Here is a 20,817-nt window from a genome sequence, read left to right on the forward strand (position 1 = left end):
AGTTCCATCCGTTGTAGCGCCCGCCGCACTGCGGCACGGTCGGCGTCACTGGGGCGCTGGCCAGAACCCAGATGCGGGGTGCGACCAAGCGCGACCAGCGTTTCCACCGTTACCGGCCACGCGATTTCGCGGGTTTGCGGCATCCATGCCACGGCGCGCCCTCGCGCGCGCGGCGACAGTTTGGCCAGCGAGCTTTCGCCCTGATGCGACAAAAGCCCCAGGATGGCGCGCATCGCTGTGGTCTTTCCTGCACCGTTGGCACCGATCAGCCCCACCACTTCGCCCGCCTGAATGGTCAGCGAAACATCGGTCAGAACCGACCTTCCGCGCAATGTCACGCTGAGGTTGGAAACGCAAAGCAATGTCAAAGCCCGGCCCTCCGCGTGCGGTAGATCAGGTGCAGGAACAAGGGCGCACCCACAAGTGCCGTCAGGACGCCCAACTTCAGATCCCGCGCGGGCAGTACCACCCGCACCGCGATATCCGCGAGCAAAAGCATCGCCGCCCCGCCCAGCGTTGACGCCCACAGCAACGCGCCGGGCCTGCCGCCGACAAAGCCGCGCAGGATATGCGGCACCACCAGCCCGACAAAGCCAATCGCACCCGCCACAGCCGTCGATGCGCCGACGATAGCCGCCACCCCCAGGACCAATGTCAGGCGTAACTGGCGCAGGTTGATGCCCATCGCCTCGGCTGCATCTTCCCCCAGCGTCAGCGCATCAAGGCCGCGCGCCAGCGTTGCCAGCATCGCCGCACCCGCCACCACGAAGGGCAGCGCAATCCATACATGCGTCATTGACCGATCGGCAAGCGATCCCATCATCCAGAATACGATCTCACTCGCGGCAAACGGGTTCGGCGACAGATTCAGCACAAGTGAGGTCAACGCCCCCGCCAGTGCCGAAATAGCAATCCCCGCAAGAATCAGCGTCAGCGACGATCCGCGCGCGCCCGCAAGCACCAGCACCAAAAGCACACCCACCACGGCGCCGGTCATCGCCGCTGCGGGAAGTGCGAGCGTTGCCAGTGCGGCGACTCCCGTTTGCAGTGCCAGGATCGCTCCGACGGCGGCAGAGCCAGACACCCCGATCAACCCCGGATCGGCAAGTGGGTTGCGTAAGTACCCTTGCAACGCTGCGCCGGACAGCCCCAAGCCGCCACCGATCAGCGCCGCCAGAATCGCGCGCGGCAGCCGGATTTCCCGCATCACCAGCGGGATCGGGCCTTCGCCGCCAAAGATCAGCGCGCGCAGGCTTTCAACCGGTCCGATCCCCGCCGGGCCGATCAGCAACGCCGCGATGAACAGGGCCAGAACCAACAGGACCAAAGGCGTGAGAAGCCGCATCACCTCGCCCCCATTCTGCGCCGCAGATCCACCATCGCGCCAATGGCGCGCAGCACGAACGGGGTTCCGCAGACCCAATCGGCGTTGCTGAAACTGCCGCTGGTGCCTGACCGACGCACCGCCTGCACCACCGGATGATCCATGATCTCCTCAGACCGCGACGCGCCGGGATAGGGGTGCGAGGTGATAACCGCTTCCGGCATTTCCATTGCCAGCACTTCCAGCGGCATGAAGCCTGCGTCGGAAAATCCCGCTTCTGTAGCGACATTGGCAAAGCCTGCCGCCAACAAAATCTGCCCGGCCAAAGTGCGGTCACCCGAAGTATAGCCATTGGCGGAGTAAAGGGCAGCGCGCGGCCTTCGGCTGACTCCCTGCTGGAAGGCCGCAAGCCCGGCGCGAAATTCTGTCACCATCTGCGCCGCCTGGTCTTCCCGCCCCAGAACCTCTCCCATCCGGATTATGTGATCGGCGACATCCGCCAGCGAGTATTCCGGATCGAACCGCACAACCGGAATCCCGAGGCGGGTCAACATATCGACCGTTGCCACTGCCGTGAAACTGCCCGCCAACACAAGATCGGGGTGCATCAGATAGATTTCCTCAGCCAACCCCTGATTGGGTGTGTAGGCCTTCGCCTCCTCCACCATCGCCGAACTACGCGGATCCAGCGCAAGACTCGACACAGACAAAAGCTGTCCCTTCGCGGCCAGCATCATCGCCAACTGATCGGTGCAAAGGTTCATTGAAACGACCCGGCGCGGGGCGTCGGTCGCGGCCAAATCGCCGGGATCGCCTGAATCCGGCGACGCAAACGCCGCGCCCACCCCAAGGATGAACGCGGCAACAAGCGATATCGCGTCAGAATTTCGCACGGATGCCAACGAACGCGGCACGACCGGGCATGTTGTAACCGCCAACCGTCTGATAATCCTTGTCGAACAGGTTTTCGACCCGAAGATAGGCGGTGGCCTTGTCGGTGATGTCATAGTTCACACCCAAACCGACCAGCGTGTAGTCGCGCACCTTGGGATTGCCCGGCGCAGGGACCACCCCGGCGACATGCCGCAAATCCATATAACCGCTGAATTTGTCGGTGAATGCACTGCTCGCCCCGATCACAAGGTCATGGCGCGGTGCGCGCGCGAGGCGAACGCCTTTGGTTCTGGCATCGGTATAGGTGTAATTCCCGTAAACCTTGACTGTGTCGTTGATCGCATAGTCGCCCGACAGCTCGATCCCTTTTGATTTCGTCTTGCCAGCGACTTGGGTGTAGCAACCCGGCCCGAACGTGCAGCCGACAGCGGTGAAATCATAATCAATCAGATCGTCGATTTCCGAAAAGAACAGTGTGGCCTTGACGAACCCGCGATCCCCCAGCGTCTTCTCTGCGCCCAATTCGAAGCTGCGGCTTTTCTCCGGTTTCAAAGTCGCAAGTCCGAAAGGCCCGAACCGCTCATAAAGCGAGGGGTTGCGGTAACCGGTTCCCAGAACTGCCCGCAAGGTCAGATCCGCACTCGGACGCCAGGCGGCGGCCAGACGTCCCGAGGTTTTACCACCGAAGACGTTGTTGTCATCATACCGCACTGCGGCGGACAGATCGACCGCATCACTCGGACGAACCAGCAATTCCGCTTGCGCTGTCAGGGTCTTCTCCGAACTCGCGATTGTATCATCGCTGAAGGATTCCTCTGTCCGGTCGATCCCGAAATTGAGCGTATAGACCGGGCTGAGTTCTGCGCTGCCAAGATAGGCGAGTTGCTTGCGGTCGCCGTTATAGTTGACGACGTAACCCAAAGGATATTTCCGGCTGATGTCGAAATGCGAATAGCTGAAGGTGTGCTTTACGATTCCAGTCTGAAGCTCGGCAAACACCCGCGCGCCGCGTTCTTCGTTGAGGGCGTAATCGTTGATCGTTCCGAAACCATCGAAATCCACCGAGCCCTTGCGCAGGAACAACGACGCGCCGAAGCTGAGGTTGTCGTTGACTTGATGCTGTGCGGTCAGCGTTGCTGTGGTCTGGTTGAACCCATCCTTTTCGGTGTTGTCGTCCTTGGCGGAGATGCCATTGGTCGTGGTCCGCCCATAGGTGAAGGCAACCTCGCTTGTCGCGGTCTTGTAGCCAAGGCTCAATGTTCCTGAATAGGTGCCAAAGCTGCCCGCCTCGGTGGCCATTTCCGATGAAAAGCCCAGGGTCTCCGGGCGGAATGTCTGGATATCGACCACGCCCGCAATTGCCTCGGACCCGTAAAGCGCCGATTGCGACCCTTTCAAAACCTCGATCCGGCTGATGCCAGACGCCGTAAGCCCACCGAAGTTATACTGGCTTTGCGGGCCCGAAGGGTCCGCCACGTCGATGCCGTTGATGCGAACCGCAACATACCGTGCCGGAAGTCCGCGAATCTGGATGCCCGATGATTGGCCCGGCCCGCCGTCGGACGTCGACGTGACACCGGGAAGCCGGTCGAGCCGCCGGATGATCGACGAATCATCGGCGCCGACATCATTGCCGGTCAAGACTTCGACAGTTGCCCCGGTGTTGCCGGTGGCGATCGGTGAAAGGCTACCGGAAACGATGATTTCTCCCAGATCAAAGGCGGCCTGGGCATAGGCGGGGGTGGTCAGGAATGGTGATATGGCAACGGTTGCCAGCAAAACGATGCGCTTGGATGAAACCAGCATTTTTAACCCTCAGCGGCGGCCAGGTTTCGGCCGCATGGTCCAACAATTGTCGCAGGAGGGAAATGGAATGCCCCCGCCGACGGTGAAATCACCACGCGCGGAAGCTCCGCAGCCCGACGCGCCCCTCGCGGTCGAACAGGGTGAACACCTTGGCAGGTCTCCTGACTTGCGGGTCATCGCTTGGCCGGACCTTCCCGCAGCGCCAAGCGCCACAGTGGTATAATCCGGCTTCGCTATCCGCTTACAGTTGCGGGGGCAGTCGCGGAATTGGCCAGCCTGTGGCAAACCTCACCGCGTTCCCTTTTACTCGAACGGCGGACCGTCCGAACCAAAGCACACTCAACCTAGCGAAAACTGCCACGGTTGTGAAGGGGTGATTGCGCCGTCCGGCGGGTATGCGGCCTGATGGTTTCGGTTGGGCTGACTTCAAGGCCAGTAAACCCTACAAAACATAGCGCGACAGGTCGGTGGAGCGGGAAAGCTCTCCCAGATGCGCCTCCACGAATGCGGCATCGACGATAACCTCCTCGCCGTCCCGGTCGGGTGCGGTAAAGGACAATTCCTCAAATACCCGCTCGATCACGGTATAAAGACGGCGCGCGCCGATGTTTTCGACCGATTGGTTCACCTCGGCGGCGATACGGGCGAGTGCCTTGATCCCGTCCTCCGTGAATTTCACTGTAACGCCTTCGGTGGCCAACAGCGCGCTATATTGCAATGTCAGCGCGTTGTCGGGTTCGGTCAGGATACGGATGAAATCCGCCTCCGTCAGCGCGCGCAGTTCGACACGGATCGGTAACCGGCCCTGCAATTCCGGCAGCAGGTCCGACGGTTTGGCAATATGGAAAGCGCCACTCGCGATGAACAGGATGTGGTCGGTTTTCACCGGGCCGTGTTTGGTTGAAACAGTGGTTCCTTCGATCAGCGGCAGCAGGTCGCGCTGCACCCCTTCGCGCGACACATCCGCGCCCCTCGCATCGGCGCGGGCGCAAACCTTGTCGATCTCATCAATGAACACGATGCCGTTCTCCTGCACCGCCTCCAGCGCCGTCAGTTTCACCGTCTCATCGTCCAGCAGTTTGTCCGCTTCTTCCGAGATCAGCAGTTCGTGGCTTTCGGCGACAGTGATGCGGCGTTTCTGCGTGCGACCCATTTTGCCGAACAGATCGCCTAGGTTCATCATGCCGCCCATCTGGCCGCCCGCGCCTTGGCCCGTTGGGTCGAACATCGCGAATGGGTTTGAGGTGTCGGCGATTTCCAACTCGATCACGGTATCGTCCAATTCCCCCGCTTTCAGCTTGCGACGAAACATCTCGCGGGTCTGTTCGCGCGCATCCTTGCCGGCCACCGCCTCAATCACGCGGTCTTCGGCGGCTTTCATCGCGCGGGATTTCACATCTTCGCGCATATGGGCGCGGGTGTCGATCATCGCGGCATCGACCAGATCGCGGATGATGCTGTCGACATCGCGTCCGACATAGCCGACTTCGGTGAACTTGGTCGCCTCGATCTTGAGAAAGGGCGCGCGCGCCAGTTTTGCCAACCGGCGGGAGATTTCGGTTTTGCCAACCCCGGTCGGTCCGATCATCAGAATGTTCTTGGGATAGACCTCATCGCGCAGATCATCTGCCAGTTGCTTGCGCCGCCAGCGGTTGCGCAGCGCCACTGCAACGGCGCGCTTGGCATCGCTTTGGCCGATGATGTAGCGGTCAAGTTCCGATACAATCTCGCGGGGGGTCAGATCGGTCATCATCGGCTCCTGTCATTGTCCTGCATCACTTAGAGAGTCAGTTGCGGGGAATCAACCAATCGACTGGACCGATGCCGAAACTTGCTGCATCAGGGTTGTCTTTTTGAGTATGAAGGAACCTTGTCATGCTGCCGCGCCGCGATCCGTCCGAAACCCCGAAGCTGACCCGCCGCGCGCTTGCCGGGCGGGTTGCAGGGGCTGCGGCGACCATCGGTCTGGGTACGCGCTGCACTGTGGCAACGGCTGCGACCGCAATGGACCCGGTGTTGCGCGATGCGGCCCTGCGTGGCCTGGCACTGGCGGATCATCGCGGTGATCCGGTAGCCTCGGCGGCGGCGGCGGCCGCGTTGGAGGGTCTGGCGACACCGATCCGGAAGGCGCGTTGCTGTGTCGCCTCTACCGTGCGCTAGATGTGCGCCCGTCGTCCTATTACCGCACGGATATGCCAGCCGCGCAGACCGCCGATCTGGCGCAACTCCATGCCGCAATCGCTGATTGCCGACCGGTTCGGTTCGACTACACCGATCTGGCAGAGCAGGAAAGTTCGCGCAGCGTCTTGCCGCTTGCTCTGGTGCATCCGCCGCAGGGGGTGAAGCTGCTGGCGTGGTGCCAAAAGACCGAAGGCTATCGGCAGTTCTTCGTGCGCATGATGCGGGGCATCGCGCCGGAACCGGGCGATTTTGCGCAATCGCGCATGGCTTTGCTGCAAGGGTTGGTGGAAAAGGAAGGCGCCTGAGCGGAACGTTCAGGCCTGTTTGATCGTTTCCACCGTCAGGTTGCCGTTGGTATAGACACAGATATCGGCGGCAATCGACATCGCTTTGCGGGCGATGGCTTCGGCACCCAGATCGGTTTCCATCATGCCGCGCGCCGCCGCCAGCGCAAAGTTGCCGCCAGAACCAATGGCCGCGATGTCATGTTCCGGCTCCAGCACGTCACCCGCCCCAGTGATCACCAGCAGGTCGGTGCCATCGGTGACAATCAGCATCGCTTCCAGATTGCGAAGGTATTTGTCCATACGCCAATCTTTCGCCAACTCCACGCAGGCGCGGGCGAGTTGCCCCGGCATCGCTTCCAGTTTCTTCTCCAACCGTTCCAGCAAGGTGAAGGCATCGGCGGTCGACCCTGCAAATCCACAAATCACATCACGCCCACCGGGAGACAGCCGGCGCACTTTGCGCGCACTGCCCTTGATCACCGTCTGGCCGAGGCTGACTTGCCCGTCCCCTGCAACCACCACTTCACCACCACGACGCACGGCCAGAATCGTCGTGCCATGCCAGCCGGGGAATTTGTCGTCGGCCATGAATGTTCTCCATGTGTTGCGGGTGGTCGGTCGCGGATATGACAAAGGCGGCCCGAAAGCCGCCCTTAACAAAAATCCGGGAAAATCAAACCGCCGTGGCGATCCAGCTTGCGAGCGAGGCTTTGGGCGCAGCGCCCGTCTTGTTGGAGATGACTTCGCCATCCTTGAACAGGAACAGCGCCGGAATCCCGCGCACACCCAGTTCGGCCGGGCTGTTCGGGTTCTCATCAATGTTGATCTTCACGATCTTCACCTTGCCGGCATACTCAGCGGACAGTTCTTCCAGTGCCGGACCGATCTGGCGGCACGGACCACACCATTCCGCCCAGAAATCGACGACAACGGGAATATCGGATTTGCGTACTTCGGCATCGAAGGTTGCATCGGTAACTGCGACGGTGGCCATTACATATCTCCTGAGTGGAATGTGTTATTAGCAAAGTTAAGGCTGCGCCCCGGCAACGTCAAGGGAGTGTGGTGCGTTGTAGTGCGGACCTCACGATCTCGGCATCTATGGGCATCAGTTGTGCCGTTCGCGTCCATAGCAACGCGACCGTGACTGCATGATTGGGATAAATCTGCGTCAACGCGTCCTCGTAGGCACCCATTTGCCGCAACAATCCCTCCGGCACCTCAGCAACGGTGCGGGGTACAAGCAGGTTGGATTTGAAATCCACGGCGAGAATGGATCTCTCTCGAACGAGCAATCGGTCGATTGTGCCAATCAGCGGCCTGCCATCCAGTTGCGCTGTGATCGGACATTCGGCCACGGTTCCGGCGGAGAAGATCTCGCGCAAACCGGGGTGGAGCAGGACGCCTTTCGCTTCTTCCAGAAGGTGCTTCAGATCTGCCGCACCGGGCAAAAGCGCAGCCGCGATGCGCGCCCAATCTACCGGGTCATGCTCAGGCAAATGCTCCAGCAACAGATGCAGTCGCGTGCCACGATCCATCGCTGCGCGGTTTTCATCGTCGGGCGTGAAATCCCCCGGCAGGGCTTTGGCACCGCCAAGGTCGGACGGGTTAAGCGGTTGCGGTGGACGAATTGCCTCTGCCGCTGCAGTGCTGACCCAGCTTGGCAGCGGAAGTGACGCAACCGTTTGCGCAGGGGCAGGTCCGATGTCTGGCGGCCATGTCCCTTCGACGAGTTGCAAGCCGCCACCGGGCGTTGCCGTCGCACCAGCGGCGACCATTGCGTCCTGGATCATCCGATACCAGGCCACATTCGACGCTTCTTCGTCATCGCTTTTGTCTTTGCCGATGTCCCCTGCCGCAGCGACGATCAGCCAGCTTTGCGCGCGTGTCATGGCGACATAAAGCAGTCGCATCGCCTCTGCCTCCGCCTTTGCTTTGCGTAAAGCGCGGGCCTCCGCGATGGGTTCCGGGCTTTCGGCGCTGGGCAGTTTCCAGACCGGCCCAGCGGGCAGCAGAAACACCTCATCGTGTTCGCGCGCGTTGTGCCGGGCGGTATCAGGCAGGATGACAATCGGCGCTTCAAGACCCTTCGCGCCATGCACTGTCATCACCCGGATACGCCCGCCCGCGCTGTCCATCTGACGTTTTACCTCAACCTCATCCGTCTCCAACCAGCCCAGAAAGCCGGTCAGACTTGGGACATCGTTGCTTTCATAGGCCAAGGCTTGCGACAGGAGTTCGTCGATACCGTCCTCCGCCTCAGCACCCAAGCGCGCCAGTAGTTTGCGGCGACCACCGTGGCGGGTCAGAATCCGTTCAATCAGGTCATAGGGGCGCAAGAAATCCGCCTGTTTGCGCATATCGCGCAGCACGGCGATGGTTGCGCCATGTTCGGCACTGTTTCGCAGGGTTTCCCAGAGGTATGCACCGGGATTGCGGGGCTGCGCGAGGCTGTAAAGCTGCTGCTCGGTCCAGGCAAAAAGCGGGCTGCGCAGGCAAGCGGCGAGTGACAGATCATCCTCTGGCGTCGCAAGAAAGGCCAGCAGGGCCGCCAAATCGCGCACCGCGAGTTCCGCACCCAGCTTCAGTCGGTCTGCCCCGGCAATCGGCAAGTCGGCCGTTTTGCACGCCTGTATGATCGCGCTGAAAATATCGGAACGTCGGCGCACGAGGATCAGGAAATCCCCGGCATGAACCGCGCGTGCTGATCTGCCGCCATCAGTGGGGATCTGCGCGCCACGGTCGATCATACCCTTGATCGTGTCGGCCACCTGACGGCCAAGGCGGGCGGCGTGATGTTCCTCGCTCATCAGGTCGACCGGATCATACCAGTTCTCCGGCTTCGGGTCCGATGATTTCTCGATCACCGGCCAAAGGTCCACGCGCCCCGGCATGTCAGGGAAGAACGCGATATGCTTGACCTCACCTCCCAACCCCTTCTGCCGTCGCTCGTCAAATGTCAGATCGACCAGACGCAGAATGGCGTGGGAGGAGCGGAACGAATGTTCCAACTGCAATTCCTGCAAACCGGCCCCGATCTGGTCCAACCGGGCTTTGAACTCCGCCCGCTTGCCATCGAAAGCGTCGACATCAGCACCCTGAAAGGAGTAGATCGATTGTTTCTTGTCGCCGACGACGAAAATCGTGCGGGGTTCCTCGCGCGCGCTAAGGCCCGAGGTAAACTCATTCGCCAAAAGTTCGATCACCGCCCATTGGTCGGGGCTCGTGTCCTGCGCCTCATCGACCAGAATATGATCAATGCCACCATCCAACCGGAACAGCACCCATTGCGCGACCGAAGGATCAGTCAGCAACGCCTTTGCATGTGTGATCAGATCGTCAAAATCGAGCCAGCCGCGCCGCTGTTTCCGTGTGGCATATTCGGGAAGGAAAACGGCGGCAAAACGGTGCAGGATTGTGCTGCGTTGTGACGCGATAAGCGCCACACGCGCCGACCGCGCCGACTCGACGCGCTGCATCAGGTCTTCCAACGGGTCTTGCATCGGCCCCAGCCGTGCTTGGGTCGCTTTGGTCGGAAACGTGCCCAACTTGGCGGAAAACGGCAGTTTGGCACTTGCTCCCGTCAGTAACACCCCCTCCAATCCGGTCAAAGCGGCCATGTCAGGCGTGGCGAGATTGAGCCGGATCAGCCTATCCGCCGCTTTCACGTCATTCGCCGATCCTTCCGCGATGATGTCCACTGCCTCTGCCAGCCAACCCGCCTCACCCCCCAGAAACACCTGCGCAAGAATTTCGGCTTCGGTCTGCCCTTCCGGCACATCGAACAGTTCGCGGCATTGCTGTTCCGACAAGGGGGGATTGAACGCAGCGCGACGTCCCGCCACCTCATGCGCCAGACCGCCGAAATCCTCACCGGTATAGGCAGCAGCGAGGGCGGCGATCACATCCGGGGCAATGCTGTCGGCCATTTCATCAAGGATTTCGTCGCGCAATAGCGCGCCAGCACGGTCATCCATTTCGGTGAACTGTGGCGACACCTTGGCCTCCAGCGGGAAGCGGCGCAGAAGCGAGGCGCAGAAGGAATGGATGGTCTGGATTCGCAAACCGCCCGGCGTCTCAATCGCGCGGGCGAACAGTTGCCGCGCCCGCGCCAGCCGCGCCGCATCTACCGCGCCTTGCACTCCCAGCTCCGCCAGTGCCTGTTTCAGCGCCGCATCCTCTTTCATCGCCCAATCGCCAAGGCGCGCGAAAAGGCGGTTCTGCATCTCGGATGCCGCCGCCTTGGTATAGGTCAGGCACAGGATCCGCCCCGGATCGACGCCCGAAAGCAACATGCGCGCGACCCGATCCGTCAGCACCCGCGTTTTACCCGACCCGGCATTGGCGGAAAGCCAGGTGGAGGCGGATGGGTTTGCCGATTGCACCTGCCGTTCGGAAGCGGCGTTGCGGATCATGTCACATCCTCCGGCTTGGGGGCGTCTGTCATCTCCCATTCGCCAAAACGGGCAAGGTGATCGTAGTCGCCGGGGAAGCGTTCGCCATGCATGGCGCGTCGCGACGCATAGCCGCGATCCGGCGACAAATATTCCCGGACAAGGTGATGAAGTTCTGCCCAAACGGTATCTAACATGGCGGTATCTGGCGCGGTCGTCATGGTCTTTGGCGAGGTGCCAAGGCCGACATAGGTGAAACCAGCGACCTCTCCCGGCCCTATTGGTGTGAAGGCGCCACGTTCCGCCATCGCTGCTTCCAGCACCAACTGCTTGTCGAACAACTCCTGCTGAGCGGCTGATGGCGGGCTGCCGGTCTTGTAATCAAAGATATGGACCCGGCCGTCGGGCAACAAATCAATCCGGTCGGGCCGCGCTGTCAGGGTGAATGGCACCCCGGTCAAATCAACCGCGCCTTGTTTCTCAATCACGACGGGAGTTCCGCCCAAATCTTCCTCCACCGAAAGAAAGAAGCTGGCAGCGCGCCGGATCCTCGACAGCCAAAGCGCACGGGCGGCGGGCCAGGGGACCTCCGCCACTAACACAGTTTGCGCGACAGTCAGAAGCCTTGCATGTGCCTCATGCAGCGACTCACTATCCGGTCGGTTGCGGGTGAAATCTTCCAGCACTTGATGCAGTACCGAGCCGCGCAACAGCGCATCGGGCGACGGGCGCAGTGGGTTCAGCCGGAACAGCCGCAGGATGTGGCGGGCGTAAATCGCGTAAGGGTCGCGCAAAAGCGTCTTGATCCCGGTCACAGCAAGCCGTTGCGGCCGCGCGGCAACCGGCGGGCGCGGTGCCGGGCGATGGGCGCTTGCCATGATCGGGTCCGGGCGCTCGGACGCGGCGGCCAGCGCCAGCCATTCATCGCCCCGCGCGCGCATCCCGGCCAATGCCTCTGGCCCACCCTGCGCAGGCAACCCACCCAGAAGGTTCGTCAAGCGGTTCAACCAGCGCGAGGGAACGGTTTCGGCGTCGGCATTGCGTGCCGCGCGGCTGATCACCACACGCGGCGCGGCAATCGCCTGCTGATAATCATGTGCCGAAAGACCGATCCGGCGCTCCGGCAGCAACAACCCTGCCGCCAGTCGCATCTGGCGGTTCATCCACGGATCGGGCGGAGGCAATTGCGGCCATATCCCGTCAGTCAATCCGCCAAGGATCACCAGTTCCGCGCCTTGAACCCGCGCCTCCAACGTGCCCCAGATCATGATGCGCGGGTGCGATTGCACCGCTTCACGCACCTCGCCGCGGTTCAAAAGCGCCTCGACCAGATGCAGGTAATCGGCGGCACTCATCATCCCGCCATGCTCTGCCTCGGACGCCAGTTCCTCCATCACGGCAAGCGCCGCGATCCCGGCCTCTTTTTCCCACAGCTCGCTGGTGATGGCGCTGTCCGACGGGCCGCGCGCCAGCATCTCTGCCACTTTGCGGTGGCGGGTGACATGCGCGGCAAGCGGCAGTTTCACGCTAGGTTGCAACACACCTTCAAGCGTTTCCGCCAGCCACTTCGCCCAAGGCAAAACACCCGTATTCTTCTGGGTTTCGGCCCATCTCACCAAATCGGCACCGGTCGGAAACGCCGGGCCTTTGCGGCGCAAATCAAGTTCGAGATTGCGCGTGAAAAGCAGATGTTCGCCGCGATTGGCAGAACCGTCAGCAAGTCCGACCTTGCCACTCGCCGTCAGCGGGTGTTTTAGCAGGATCAGCAGCGATTCCGCCGTCATCCGCGCATCAAACAGGCGCAGCACATGGCGCAGAAAGCGCCCCGGTGCTGAGAGGGCCAAAGGGCGACCGGCGCTGTCATCGGGCAAAATGCCCCAGTGATCGAGGGCCGAAGTCACTTGCCGCGTCAACCCGCGATCGGGAGAGATCAGCGCCGCCGTGGTGCCATCTTCGGCGGCCTGTCGCAGGATCAGCGCAATCGCTGCCGCCTCCGCCCGCGGGTTTGCTGCCTCGATCAGGGTCAGATCCCGGCAGGCGGTGGCAAGATCGGTCAGCGTCTTGCCCTCGGTCAACCACTGGTCGGTCACTGGCGCGGGCCGCAACGACAGCGACACCAACCGATTGCGGGCGGGACAGGGCGCATCATCCGCCACCCAGCGCTTGATATCCGTTGGTGCCGCATCCAGCATCTTCATCAGTCTGAAAAACCGAAACTGCGGGTGATCCTCGGCGGTCATTGCATCGCCCAACCCGTGCCAAACCGGCTCTGGCTGGTCAAAATCATAGCCGGGCAGAACAATCGCACCTTGCGGCAAGCGCGCGACCGCTTGCATGAACAACGCGGTGGTTCCGCGCGAGCCGGTAGAACCGGCAACGATCACCGGGTTTTGTGGCGGTGCAACCGCCCAGCGTTCTGCAATCATCTGCACTAAAAGCCGCTGGCGGGTCTGGTTACCAGCTTGCCCAACATCATTCAACAACTGCGACACGATGGCCATGAACGCGCGGGTCCGCGCCCAGTGCGCCGAATGATTTGCCACATCGAGAGCTGCAATGGCATCGGGTGAAACGCCTTCGCCCTGCATTTCATCCATCAATGTCGCAAGACTGTCCGCCAGATCGTAGAGCGCCGAGCGCGGGGCAAGATCCGGTTCCCGCTCCAGCAGCCTTTCCACCAGTTGCGCCAGGATAAGGCGTTGCCGCAGCGGCGAAACCGGTGGCTGCAGCCCGGAAGTTGGCAGCGCCGCATCCAGATCGGTGACCAAGCGGATGCGCGGCAGGAAACCAGCGCCTTGCGCCGCAAAAAGCGCGGTGATCCGCCGTTGCATCCGGGTGGTGTTGACATAAAGCGTGACGCGCGCCATCGCCTCGGGGGGGTGGTCGGCAAGCCGTTGCCGCAGCCCAGCAACCAGTTGCGCCGGGAAATCGGCTCCGGGCGGCAGCGCGAACAGTCGGGGTGCGGGTTCAGCAAACATTTCGCGCCCGCAACATCGCTTCGGCATCCGCGATCCCCTCCGGGTGGCCAACGTCACACCAACCACCGGGATGGATGACGCCAAAAGCGCGGCCTTCGGCGATCATCCGGTCCCAAAGCATGTTAAGCGAGAAGGTCGGTTTCGCAATCGACTCAATCCCACGCGGGATGATGATTTGCGCGCCAAGAAAAGCCATGCCCGCTGCACCATTTGTACGCGAAATCCGGCCATCCCGCGCCATGATGAAATCTCCGCTGCCCTGAAATCCGGTGATCCGGCCGGGCGCAGCCAGCAACAAAAGCGCGTCCATCCGCGCCGCATCCCATGCCCCCCGCAAAGTTGCCAGCGGGTTCGGCCCGGTCCAGACCGCATCGGTGTTGAGCGTGAAAACCGGACCATCGCCGAGCATTGGCAAAGCCGCGCGCAGCCCGCCGCCAGTGTCCAAAATCTGCGTCCGCTCCTGCGAGAGGTGGATATCGGGGCGGTTCGTCAAATGGTCGGCGATCTGTTCCGCCTTGTAATGCGCATTCACCACGATTTTCGTGATGCCGGCTTTGGCAACCTGCGACAGCGCATGATCCAGAAGCGTAGTCCCGGCAACGGGGATCAGTGGTTTGGGCCGATCCTTGGTCAGCGCCCCCATTCTCGTACCGAAACCGGCGGCGAAAAGCATCACGGCATCGGGTGTTTTCCGCATTGCGCGCGTATCCTTTCAAGGGCTTCCGGGGTCGGTTCGGGCAGTTGAATGTTGCAAATCGTGGCCAAAGGGGCAAGCGCCGGATGGCGGAGATTGCGTTGCAGATACTGCCATACCCGCGGGATCAGTGTGACATAATGTGGTTTCCCTGCGACCAGACAGAGCCGGGCAAAGATGCCCAGAATGCGGAAACCGCGCTGCGCGCCAAGTACCGCGTACGAGGTGAGGAAATCGCCCGACATATCCGGCCTGAACCGTTGGATCATCTCCACTTCGATGCCGACAGACACGTCACGCCGGGCGTCTTGCAACAGGGAGACCAGATCATAGCCGGGCTGACCCATCTGCCCAAGCTGGAAATCCAGCAAGCCGACCCGTGCGGTGCCGCTGCGCTCTGGCAGCCACAGCAGGTTCTCGGCGTGATAATCGCGTAGGATCAGCACGCGCGGCCCATCTGCGTGATGCTGGATCAGCCGGGTCAGTGTTGCGACAAATGGCTGGGTATCAACGCGGTTTCCGGTAACCGCGAAGCGATACCAATCCAATGCGAAAGCCGCAGCCTTCGCCCAATCCATGGCGCTGAGATCGGGCAAGTCCTTTGGTGCCGGGTGGGATTGCAGATGCGTCAAGACATCGGTCGCCGCCGCATACAGCTCCACCTCACGCTGCGGTTCTTTCGCGATCAGGCCAGCGAAAACATCGTCGCCGAGATCTTCGATCAATAGAAAGCCCTGTGCCAGATCCTGCGCCAGCACCCTCGGGGCGGACAGGCCCAAGCGATTCAAATGCGCGCCGATGGCGATGAAATCGGCAGGATCGTCGCCCTTGCCGGGGGGCGCATCCATCAAGACAGCGGTTTTGGTGCCGCGCCGCAGCCGGTCATAGCTGCGATCAGACGCATCCCCGGCCAGAAAACTGCGAGAAGCGTCGGCCCAACCTGCGTTGGCAAGGAAGGCGAGTGATGCGGCTTTGCGGTCAGACATCATTGGTCCACGCCTGGGTCAGCGTCTGCAACAGACCATCCCGACCGCCGCAGATTTCGACGCGCCGCCCGTCCGCCTCAACCCGAAGGCAGATGTGCAAAGCATCGGCTGGGGCAATATCACTTAACCGGTCAGGCCATTCGACAAGGCAGATGGCAGTGTCAAACGCCGAATCGAGTCCGAGCTCCAACACCTCATCCGGATGTGACAACCGGTAAAGGTCGGCATGCCAGATTTCAACGCCATCGGCATTGTAGGTTTGAACAAGCGTGAAACTCGGCGATGGCACCTCCTCCGCTCGGCCGAGTCTATGCTGTATCAAGGCGCGTGCAAGATGGGTTTTGCCTGTTCCGATGTCTCCGCTCATCAGGACCGTATCCCCCGGTGCCAGCACCGCAGCCAACAGACCCCCCAACCGGTTTGTCGCCGCCGCATCAGGCAGAAAAAGCGAAAGGATGGGCGGGCCGGACATGCGCGCAGTTTTACGCGACACTTGGCAGGGCGCAAGGCCCAAGCCCGCAAATGTCAGGCAGTTTTGCGTGTACTGGTAAAGGTCAGCCTTTCGTCGTCGTCTTCCCTTGGTGGGCGTTGACGAAATGTTGCCATAGTCGCACCGCCCGCGAGCGGTGAGAACTGGCAGGACAGCGCTCGTCCGTCCGCCAGCCGCGCGTCATGTTGCCATGCCTCGCGCGGGCCGAGTTGCGCGATGAAATCCTCCGCCCGATCCCAGATGGTTGAAGGTGCCGTCCGTTCGCGCCAATGGGTGCAAACCGTTGCAATCGCACCTGCCGAGCCAAGCGCTGCTGCCGGATCATGGCCCCAAAGTGCGGAATAGGCGGTGTTCGACATCACCAGAACGCCTGCGGCTGAAAACACCGCGATCGCGGCATCCACCCCGTCAATGACCGCCTGCCCGAGTTCCAGATCGGCGCGATAGCGCCGCGTTTGCAGCATTTCGCTGGAAATATCCTCAAAAGACAGGGCAAGCGCTCCATTAGGATGCGGCCGCCCGATCACGCGGTAGGTCTGACCGCTCGGCAGGCTCCATGTTTCCTGATAGAGGCCCGAGGCGGCAGCCTTTTCAATATCGGTGATCTGGTTGAGCCAGCCCTTGTAGTCGCGCGGCTCCGGGATCATGGAATTCTCGCGCAGCGCGTCGAAGAATGTCGCCAATGATGGGCGTCGCGTCAGCAAATCCGGAGAAAGACCGGTCAAATCCATTAGCGCCGGGTTGAAAAGTACCAGCTTGCGATCATGGTCAAAGATCGCAAGCCCGGTCGAAAGATGCGCGAAAGTCTTGGTCAGCGTCTGCATGAAGGCGTGCAAACCGACTTCGGCCTTCACTGTCCTGTCCGCCGGAAGCGCATAGACCTGCCGATGCGCGGTGTTGTCAGATATAACCAAATCAAACCAGCGATCCTTTTCGTCGCCGATGGCTGCCAGCTTCTGGCGTGGTGTTGTGTCCGACCGTGCCGGGAACAACTGCGGCAGCGGCCATGTCAGATCATCATCGTCATCCAACCGCTCCGTCACGAGGTTGAGATAGGTTGCATTCGCCCAGACAACGTCGCCATTCAGGGTCTCCCGCCAGATCGGCAATGGCGCTTTCGCGGCAATCAGGCGCAACTGTTCCAACTCTTCCTTTATGGCGCGTCGGGTCAGTGGGTCGAGCGACCCCGCTGCCGTGGTATCCGTTTCTTGCACCGAGATGCGGGTTATTCCGCCGCGCAATTCCGCCCGCAAAAGCAGCGGGCCGCTATTCCCCTCATCCTCGCTGACCAGCATCAGGATGCCATCGGTGGACAGCGTGTCCAAACGATTTGTGGCACCGGGAAAACGTGGTTCGAGATAGGATATCAGGCCGGGCCAAACCATCGCACCCCGCTTGCAGGCATCTGGCAGCAGTGCACGTCCCATGGGTGTCGCATCCAGCAAGGTCTGGCCATCAAAAAGATATTCCGCCCCCCTGCCTTCTTCGGAGAAAAGCGAATCCCTATCTACTGTCGTCGCCCTTCGTTGGATGGCTGCGAGAAACATCAGCCCGGCAAGCGCCGACAAGATACCGGTGGCGACAAGTCCAAACGCCGATATCGGATCAAATTGCACAGACACCCTCGCCAGCCAAAACCTCTTTGGGTTGAGTTTTTCGATATATTATTAACACCAGGTTAATTCTGACCTGGATGCAGATGTTTTTTGTTGCTCGCACCGAAAATGTGGAGCTTCTGGACCGGATCGCGCAGAAAACCGGCGCGCGCCTGATGGCGCAGCAGGCCAACGCGCGGCTGCAACGCGGGGCGCGTCGCGTCAACATCGACCAGGTGCCTTATGTCATCGACCAAGCCGTAGCGACTTTTGCGGGCACAGAACAAGTCATTCTGATTGGTGCGAAAGCACCGGTAGTGTTCTTTGCCTATCCCGGCAAGCCCGGCTCCATGTTGCCTGAGGACTGCGAGGTGCTGACGCTTGTGGACGCAAGCGGCGATATTCCCGGCGCGATAGCGGCTTTGGCCGATGCGCTGGGTGCGGCGTCCGCGGCGGCACCGCGAGTGATGCAACGTCAGGCCCCCGATGTGCTACGAGGTACGCTGACCCCAGATGCGATCAGCATCGCGCTGGCCCGCCACATGCCGGACAACAGCATTATTTGTGACGAATCCATCACCTCGCGCCGACAGTTCTTTCAGCACACCGATGGCGCCTCACCGCATGACCTCCTGCAACTGACGGGCGGGGCTATCGGCCATGGGCTGCCCGCAGCCACCGGTGCGGCGGTGGCTTGCCCGGACCGCAAGGTGATTGCGCTGCAAGCGGATGGCAGCGGCATGTACAGGTTGCAGGCACTCTGGACCCAGGCGCGGGAGCAGTTGGATGTGTTGACGATCATCTTTGCCAATCGTCGTTATCAGATCCTGCATGGCGAATTGGCGAATGTCGGCGCAGGCACGCCGGGGCGGAATGCCAGCCCGATGCTCGACCGCGACAATCCTGAACTGGGATGGGTGCATCTTGCCAAGGGAATGGGCGTCGAAGGCGCTCGGGTGGAGACGGTGGCGGCGTTCGTCGATGTGCTGAAATCGGCGCTTGCCCGCAAAGGCCCGTTTCTGATTGAAGCGATGATCTGATCGGTCAAAGCGCCGTCAGAACGGGCAGGGCGCCGCGAAGGTCATCGTAACCTCGGTTTCGGGGTGGCGGATCTTCAAGCTGTCGGCGTGGAGCATCAAACGCGGATGCGCCGCCGCTTCGCCGTTGGCATAAAGCGGATCACCAAGGATCGGGTGGCCGAGTTCCATCATATGCACCCGCAACTGATGGCTGCGCCCGGTCAGCGGGGTCAGCTTTACCCGTGTTTCACTGGCGCTGCGTTTCAACACCCGCCAATCGGTGATCGAGGGCTTGCCCGTTTCCAGATCGACATGCTGCCGGGGCCGGTTCGGCCAATCAACGATCAGCGGCAAATCAACGCGGCCCGTATCCTCGGCCAACTCCCCCCAAAGCCGGGCGAGGTAGATCTTCTTGGTCAAGCGCTTTTCGAACTGCTGGCCCAGAAAGCCCTGCGCCGATTTGGTTCGGGCAAAGATCATCACGCCGGAAGTGTCGAGGTCAAGCCGATGCACCAGCAGGATATCGGGGTATTCCGCCCGAAGGCGATTGATCAGGCAATCGGTACGGTCCTCGCCCCGGCCAGGAACGGAAAGCAGACCGGACGGCTTGTCGGCAAGGACGATCTGGTCATCGGCGAAAAGGATCGAAAGCCCGGTTTGTGGTGGGGTATAGACAAAGCCATTCATCCGCCCCTTCTACGCCAGTCGTCGGCGCGGGACAATCGGTGCGCTTGTGCGTTTGACAGCGGCGATGTGGTTGCGCAGATTGGGTGCAGGACGGAGACAGATGATGGACTATGAAACCACCCCGGCCGCAGCTTTCGGCCATGCATTGACCGGACTTTCGATCAACCTTCTGGTGCGGGATGTCGCGTTGGAGGTGAGCTTCCTTGCCGCCGTGTTCGGCATGACTGCGCATCGCCAATCGAAGGATTTTGCGATTGTGATCTATGACGACAAGCCGATCCAGATCCATGCGGATGTGACTTTTTCCAACCACCCTCTGCATGGGATGCTGCCGGACTCCGGACCAAGGGGTCTGGGTATTGAAATCCGGCTGCATGAAAGTGACCCGGATGCAGCTTGCGCCAACGCGGAAGGAGCAGGCGGGGTCATTCTGCAACCGCCGACTGACAAACAGGCGCATGGATTGCGGGAGGCGGTGATCCTGTCGCCGCATGGCTATGCGTTTGTGCCAAGTCGAAGGATTGGGGGGTGAGCAATCGGTAGAGTCGGGGTGAACCCCGATCTACGTTAGTTGCAGCAATTCGATGCGGTTACCGAACGGGTCTGCGGTGTAAATCCTGCTGAATTCCGGAAGGTCGATATCCGTGTGCCAAGCGATGCCCGCCGATGTAAGCTGCGCCTTGGTGGCGTCGAGCGAGGCGACGGTGAAGGCCGGATGCGCTTTTCTGGCTGGCACGAAATCCGTCTCCACCCCCAGATGCAACCGGATCGCGCCGCTTTCAAACCAGATCCCGCCGCGCCCGGCCAAAGTGGCGGGTTTCGGCACGACGGTCATCGCCAGAACACCGTGATAGAAACTGTGGGCAGCGTCTTCGCCGCCTTTGGGCATGGCGAGCTGGATGTGGTGCAGGGTGAGGAGCATGGCGGGTCTTTCAGCAGGCGTGCTGGAACAAACGGGCCAGCAACGCGGTCAATTCGCGGACATCGGTTTCGTTGAACGCATCCGGGCTGTTGCTGTCAAGGTCGAGCACGCCGAGCAGTATGCCTTCGCCGTTCCACACCGGAAGCACCAGTTCCGAGCGGGTGGAGGAAACGCAAGCAATATGGCCGGGGAATGCGTTGACATCCGGCACCAATTGCGGCTGCCCGGTTCGTGCTGCCGCACCGCAGACACCGCGCGAGAATGGGATGACAAGGCAACCGTGGCCGCCCTGGTAGGGGCCGATTTTCAGAGTCTGAGGCGCGGTAACACGGTAAAAGCCGGTCCAGTCCGCCAGTTCATGCGCGCGGTGCAACTCGCAGGTGATGGTCGCCATCAATGCCACGCTGTCGGTTTCACCGTGACACAGCGCGTCGAGAGTTTGAGTCAACTGAGCGTAGTCCGGCATAGTCTGTCCTTTGGAAACGAGCAGGGGGGGGGGGGGGCCCCCCCCCCCCCCCCCCGCGGAGACCAAAACAAAGAAGCAGTGGGGGGGGGAGGGA

The 20,817-nt window shown here is 61.3% G+C and carries 20 protein-coding genes and 1 riboswitch; of the genes, 4 read left to right on the forward strand and 16 right to left on the reverse strand.

The genetic code is table 11. The features are described from left to right. The 5 genes from L0H65_RS01965 to hslU all read right to left on the reverse strand — a co-directional run. Positions 1-368 (reverse strand): ATP-binding cassette domain-containing protein (locus L0H65_RS01965; protein ID WP_301457083.1); only part of this gene is annotated, 368 nt, incomplete at its 3' end. Then, a complete protein-coding gene (locus L0H65_RS01970; RefSeq protein ID WP_301457084.1) occupies positions 365-1,345 on the reverse strand; it encodes an iron ABC transporter permease in 981 nt (326 codons plus the stop codon). The genes L0H65_RS01970 and L0H65_RS01965, both read right to left, overlap by 4 nt. After that, positions 1,345-2,088, reverse strand: a complete 744-nt coding sequence (locus tag L0H65_RS01975) for an ABC transporter substrate-binding protein (RefSeq protein ID WP_301457085.1) — start codon at positions 2,086-2,088, stop codon at positions 1,345-1,347. Before L0H65_RS01975 ends, L0H65_RS01970 begins: the two co-directional genes overlap by 1 nt. Positions 2,089-2,203: 115 nt before the next feature. Further along, entirely contained in the window at positions 2,204-4,024 is a 1,821-nt protein-coding gene (locus L0H65_RS01980) for a TonB-dependent siderophore receptor (protein ID WP_301457086.1), read from the reverse strand. A gap of 133 nt (positions 4,025-4,157) precedes the next feature. After that, positions 4,158-4,372: riboswitch (cobalamin riboswitch) on the reverse strand. A 94-nt stretch (positions 4,373-4,466) separates the two neighbouring features. After that, on the reverse strand, positions 4,467-5,774 hold the full coding sequence (hslU, locus tag L0H65_RS01985; protein ID WP_301457087.1) for an ATP-dependent protease ATPase subunit HslU: 1,308 nt from the start codon (positions 5,772-5,774) through the stop codon (positions 4,467-4,469). Between the two features lie 125 nt (positions 5,775-5,899). On the opposite strand from hslU, the gene L0H65_RS01990 reads away from it, so the two are divergent. Both L0H65_RS01990 and L0H65_RS01995 read left to right on the forward strand, forming a co-directional pair. Beyond that, positions 5,900-6,184: a hypothetical protein gene (locus L0H65_RS01990; RefSeq protein ID WP_301457088.1), complete on the forward strand. Its 285-nt coding sequence runs from the start codon at positions 5,900-5,902 to the stop codon at positions 6,182-6,184. After that, positions 6,157-6,510 carry a WYL domain-containing protein gene (locus L0H65_RS01995; RefSeq protein WP_301457089.1) on the forward strand — a complete coding sequence of 118 codons (354 nt, stop codon included), beginning with the start codon at positions 6,157-6,159 and terminating at the stop codon, positions 6,508-6,510. Before L0H65_RS01990 ends, L0H65_RS01995 begins: the two co-directional genes overlap by 28 nt. Positions 6,511-6,519: 9 nt before the next feature. Here the strand turns inward: L0H65_RS01995 and hslV are convergent, their stop codons facing one another. The 8 genes from hslV to L0H65_RS02035 all read right to left on the reverse strand — a co-directional run bounded on the left by hslV (position 6,520) and on the right by L0H65_RS02035 (position 17,461). Further along, positions 6,520-7,080, reverse strand: coding sequence for an ATP-dependent protease subunit HslV (gene hslV / locus L0H65_RS02000; protein ID WP_301457090.1), 561 nt, complete (start codon positions 7,078-7,080; stop codon positions 6,520-6,522). Between the two features lie 85 nt (positions 7,081-7,165). Continuing rightward, positions 7,166-7,486 carry a thioredoxin gene (gene trxA, locus L0H65_RS02005; RefSeq protein WP_301457091.1) on the reverse strand — a complete coding sequence of 107 codons (321 nt, stop codon included), beginning with the start codon at positions 7,484-7,486 and terminating at the stop codon, positions 7,166-7,168. 58 nt (positions 7,487-7,544) lie between these two features. Beyond that, positions 7,545-10,907: a double-strand break repair helicase AddA gene (addA, locus tag L0H65_RS02010; protein ID WP_301457092.1), complete on the reverse strand. Its 3,363-nt coding sequence runs from the start codon at positions 10,905-10,907 to the stop codon at positions 7,545-7,547. Further along, complete coding sequence (addB, locus tag L0H65_RS02015) at positions 10,904-13,864, reverse strand: double-strand break repair protein AddB (protein WP_301457093.1); 2,961 nt, start codon at positions 13,862-13,864, stop codon at positions 10,904-10,906. Before addB ends, addA begins: the two co-directional genes overlap by 4 nt. Further along, on the reverse strand, positions 13,854-14,561 hold the full coding sequence (locus L0H65_RS02020) for a nucleotidyltransferase family protein (protein WP_301457094.1): 708 nt from the start codon (positions 14,559-14,561) through the stop codon (positions 13,854-13,856). Before L0H65_RS02020 ends, addB begins: the two co-directional genes overlap by 11 nt. Beyond that, on the reverse strand, positions 14,537-15,544 hold the full coding sequence (locus L0H65_RS02025) for an aminoglycoside phosphotransferase family protein (RefSeq protein WP_301457095.1): 1,008 nt from the start codon (positions 15,542-15,544) through the stop codon (positions 14,537-14,539). The genes L0H65_RS02020 and L0H65_RS02025 overlap by 25 nt, the downstream gene beginning before the upstream one ends. Continuing rightward, positions 15,537-16,016, reverse strand: a complete 480-nt coding sequence (gene tsaE, locus L0H65_RS02030) for a tRNA (adenosine(37)-N6)-threonylcarbamoyltransferase complex ATPase subunit type 1 TsaE (protein ID WP_301457096.1) — start codon at positions 16,014-16,016, stop codon at positions 15,537-15,539. Before tsaE ends, L0H65_RS02025 begins: the two co-directional genes overlap by 8 nt. Before the next feature lie 53 nt (positions 16,017-16,069). Next, positions 16,070-17,461 (reverse strand): PAS-domain containing protein, encoded by a 1,392-nt coding sequence (locus L0H65_RS02035; RefSeq protein WP_301457097.1) that lies wholly within the window; start codon positions 17,459-17,461, stop codon positions 16,070-16,072. A 272-nt stretch (positions 17,462-17,733) separates the two neighbouring features. On the opposite strand from L0H65_RS02035, the gene L0H65_RS02040 reads away from it, so the two are divergent. Then, a complete protein-coding gene (locus L0H65_RS02040) occupies positions 17,734-18,669 on the forward strand; it encodes an acetolactate synthase large subunit (protein ID WP_301457098.1) in 936 nt (311 codons plus the stop codon). Between the two features lie 15 nt (positions 18,670-18,684). Here the strand turns inward: L0H65_RS02040 and L0H65_RS02045 are convergent, their stop codons facing one another. After that, complete coding sequence (locus L0H65_RS02045) at positions 18,685-19,335, reverse strand: pseudouridine synthase (protein ID WP_301457099.1); 651 nt, start codon at positions 19,333-19,335, stop codon at positions 18,685-18,687. Positions 19,336-19,438: 103 nt separating this feature from the next. Between L0H65_RS02045 and L0H65_RS02050 the strand changes: the two genes are divergently transcribed. Beyond that, positions 19,439-19,867 carry a glyoxalase gene (locus tag L0H65_RS02050; protein ID WP_301457100.1) on the forward strand — a complete coding sequence of 143 codons (429 nt, stop codon included), beginning with the start codon at positions 19,439-19,441 and terminating at the stop codon, positions 19,865-19,867. Between the two features lie 30 nt (positions 19,868-19,897). On the opposite strand, the gene L0H65_RS02055 is transcribed toward L0H65_RS02050, so the two are convergent. Further along, positions 19,898-20,257, reverse strand: coding sequence for a VOC family protein (locus tag L0H65_RS02055; protein ID WP_301457101.1), 360 nt, complete (start codon positions 20,255-20,257; stop codon positions 19,898-19,900). A 10-nt stretch (positions 20,258-20,267) separates the two neighbouring features. Next, positions 20,268-20,723, reverse strand: coding sequence for a GAF domain-containing protein (locus L0H65_RS02060; RefSeq protein WP_301457102.1), 456 nt, complete (start codon positions 20,721-20,723; stop codon positions 20,268-20,270). Between the last annotated feature and the right edge of the window lie 94 nt (positions 20,724-20,817).

Source organism: Pseudorhodobacter sp. (genome assembly GCF_030452865.1).
GTDB lineage: Bacteria > Pseudomonadota > Alphaproteobacteria > Rhodobacterales > Rhodobacteraceae > Pseudorhodobacter.

Bases quoted from the DNA above. Each gene is read 5' to 3' on its own strand.
- L0H65_RS01970 (WP_301457084.1), bottom strand. From the start codon at position 1,345: ATGCGGCTTCTCACGCCTTTGGTCCTGTTGGTTCTGGCCCTGTTCATC.
- L0H65_RS01975 (WP_301457085.1), bottom strand. From the start codon at position 2,088: ATGAACCTTTGCACCGATCAGTTGGCGATGATGCTGGCCGCGAAGGGA.
- L0H65_RS01980 (WP_301457086.1), bottom strand. From the start codon at position 4,024: ATGCTGGTTTCATCCAAGCGCATCGTTTTGCTGGCAACCGTTGCCATA.
- hslU (WP_301457087.1), bottom strand. From the start codon at position 5,774: ATGACCGATCTGACCCCCCGCGAGATTGTATCGGAACTTGACCGCTAC.
- L0H65_RS01990 (WP_301457088.1), top strand. From the start codon at position 5,900: ATGCTGCCGCGCCGCGATCCGTCCGAAACCCCGAAGCTGACCCGCCGC.
- hslV (WP_301457090.1), bottom strand. From the start codon at position 7,080: ATGGCCGACGACAAATTCCCCGGCTGGCATGGCACGACGATTCTGGCC.
- trxA (WP_301457091.1), bottom strand. From the start codon at position 7,486: ATGGCCACCGTCGCAGTTACCGATGCAACCTTCGATGCCGAAGTACGC.
- addA (WP_301457092.1), bottom strand. From the start codon at position 10,907: ATGATCCGCAACGCCGCTTCCGAACGGCAGGTGCAATCGGCAAACCCA.
- addB (WP_301457093.1), bottom strand. From the start codon at position 13,864: ATGTTTGCTGAACCCGCACCCCGACTGTTCGCGCTGCCGCCCGGAGCC.
- L0H65_RS02020 (WP_301457094.1), bottom strand. From the start codon at position 14,561: ATGCGGAAAACACCCGATGCCGTGATGCTTTTCGCCGCCGGTTTCGGT.
- L0H65_RS02025 (WP_301457095.1), bottom strand. From the start codon at position 15,544: ATGTCTGACCGCAAAGCCGCATCACTCGCCTTCCTTGCCAACGCAGGT.
- tsaE (WP_301457096.1), bottom strand. From the start codon at position 16,016: ATGTCCGGCCCGCCCATCCTTTCGCTTTTTCTGCCTGATGCGGCGGCG.
- L0H65_RS02035 (WP_301457097.1), bottom strand. From the start codon at position 17,461: ATGGGACGTGCACTGCTGCCAGATGCCTGCAAGCGGGGTGCGATGGTT.
- L0H65_RS02040 (WP_301457098.1), top strand. From the start codon at position 17,734: ATGTTTTTTGTTGCTCGCACCGAAAATGTGGAGCTTCTGGACCGGATC.
- L0H65_RS02045 (WP_301457099.1), bottom strand. From the start codon at position 19,335: ATGAATGGCTTTGTCTATACCCCACCACAAACCGGGCTTTCGATCCTT.
- L0H65_RS02050 (WP_301457100.1), top strand. From the start codon at position 19,439: ATGGACTATGAAACCACCCCGGCCGCAGCTTTCGGCCATGCATTGACC.
- L0H65_RS02055 (WP_301457101.1), bottom strand. From the start codon at position 20,257: ATGCTCCTCACCCTGCACCACATCCAGCTCGCCATGCCCAAAGGCGGC.
- L0H65_RS02060 (WP_301457102.1), bottom strand. From the start codon at position 20,723: ATGCCGGACTACGCTCAGTTGACTCAAACTCTCGACGCGCTGTGTCAC.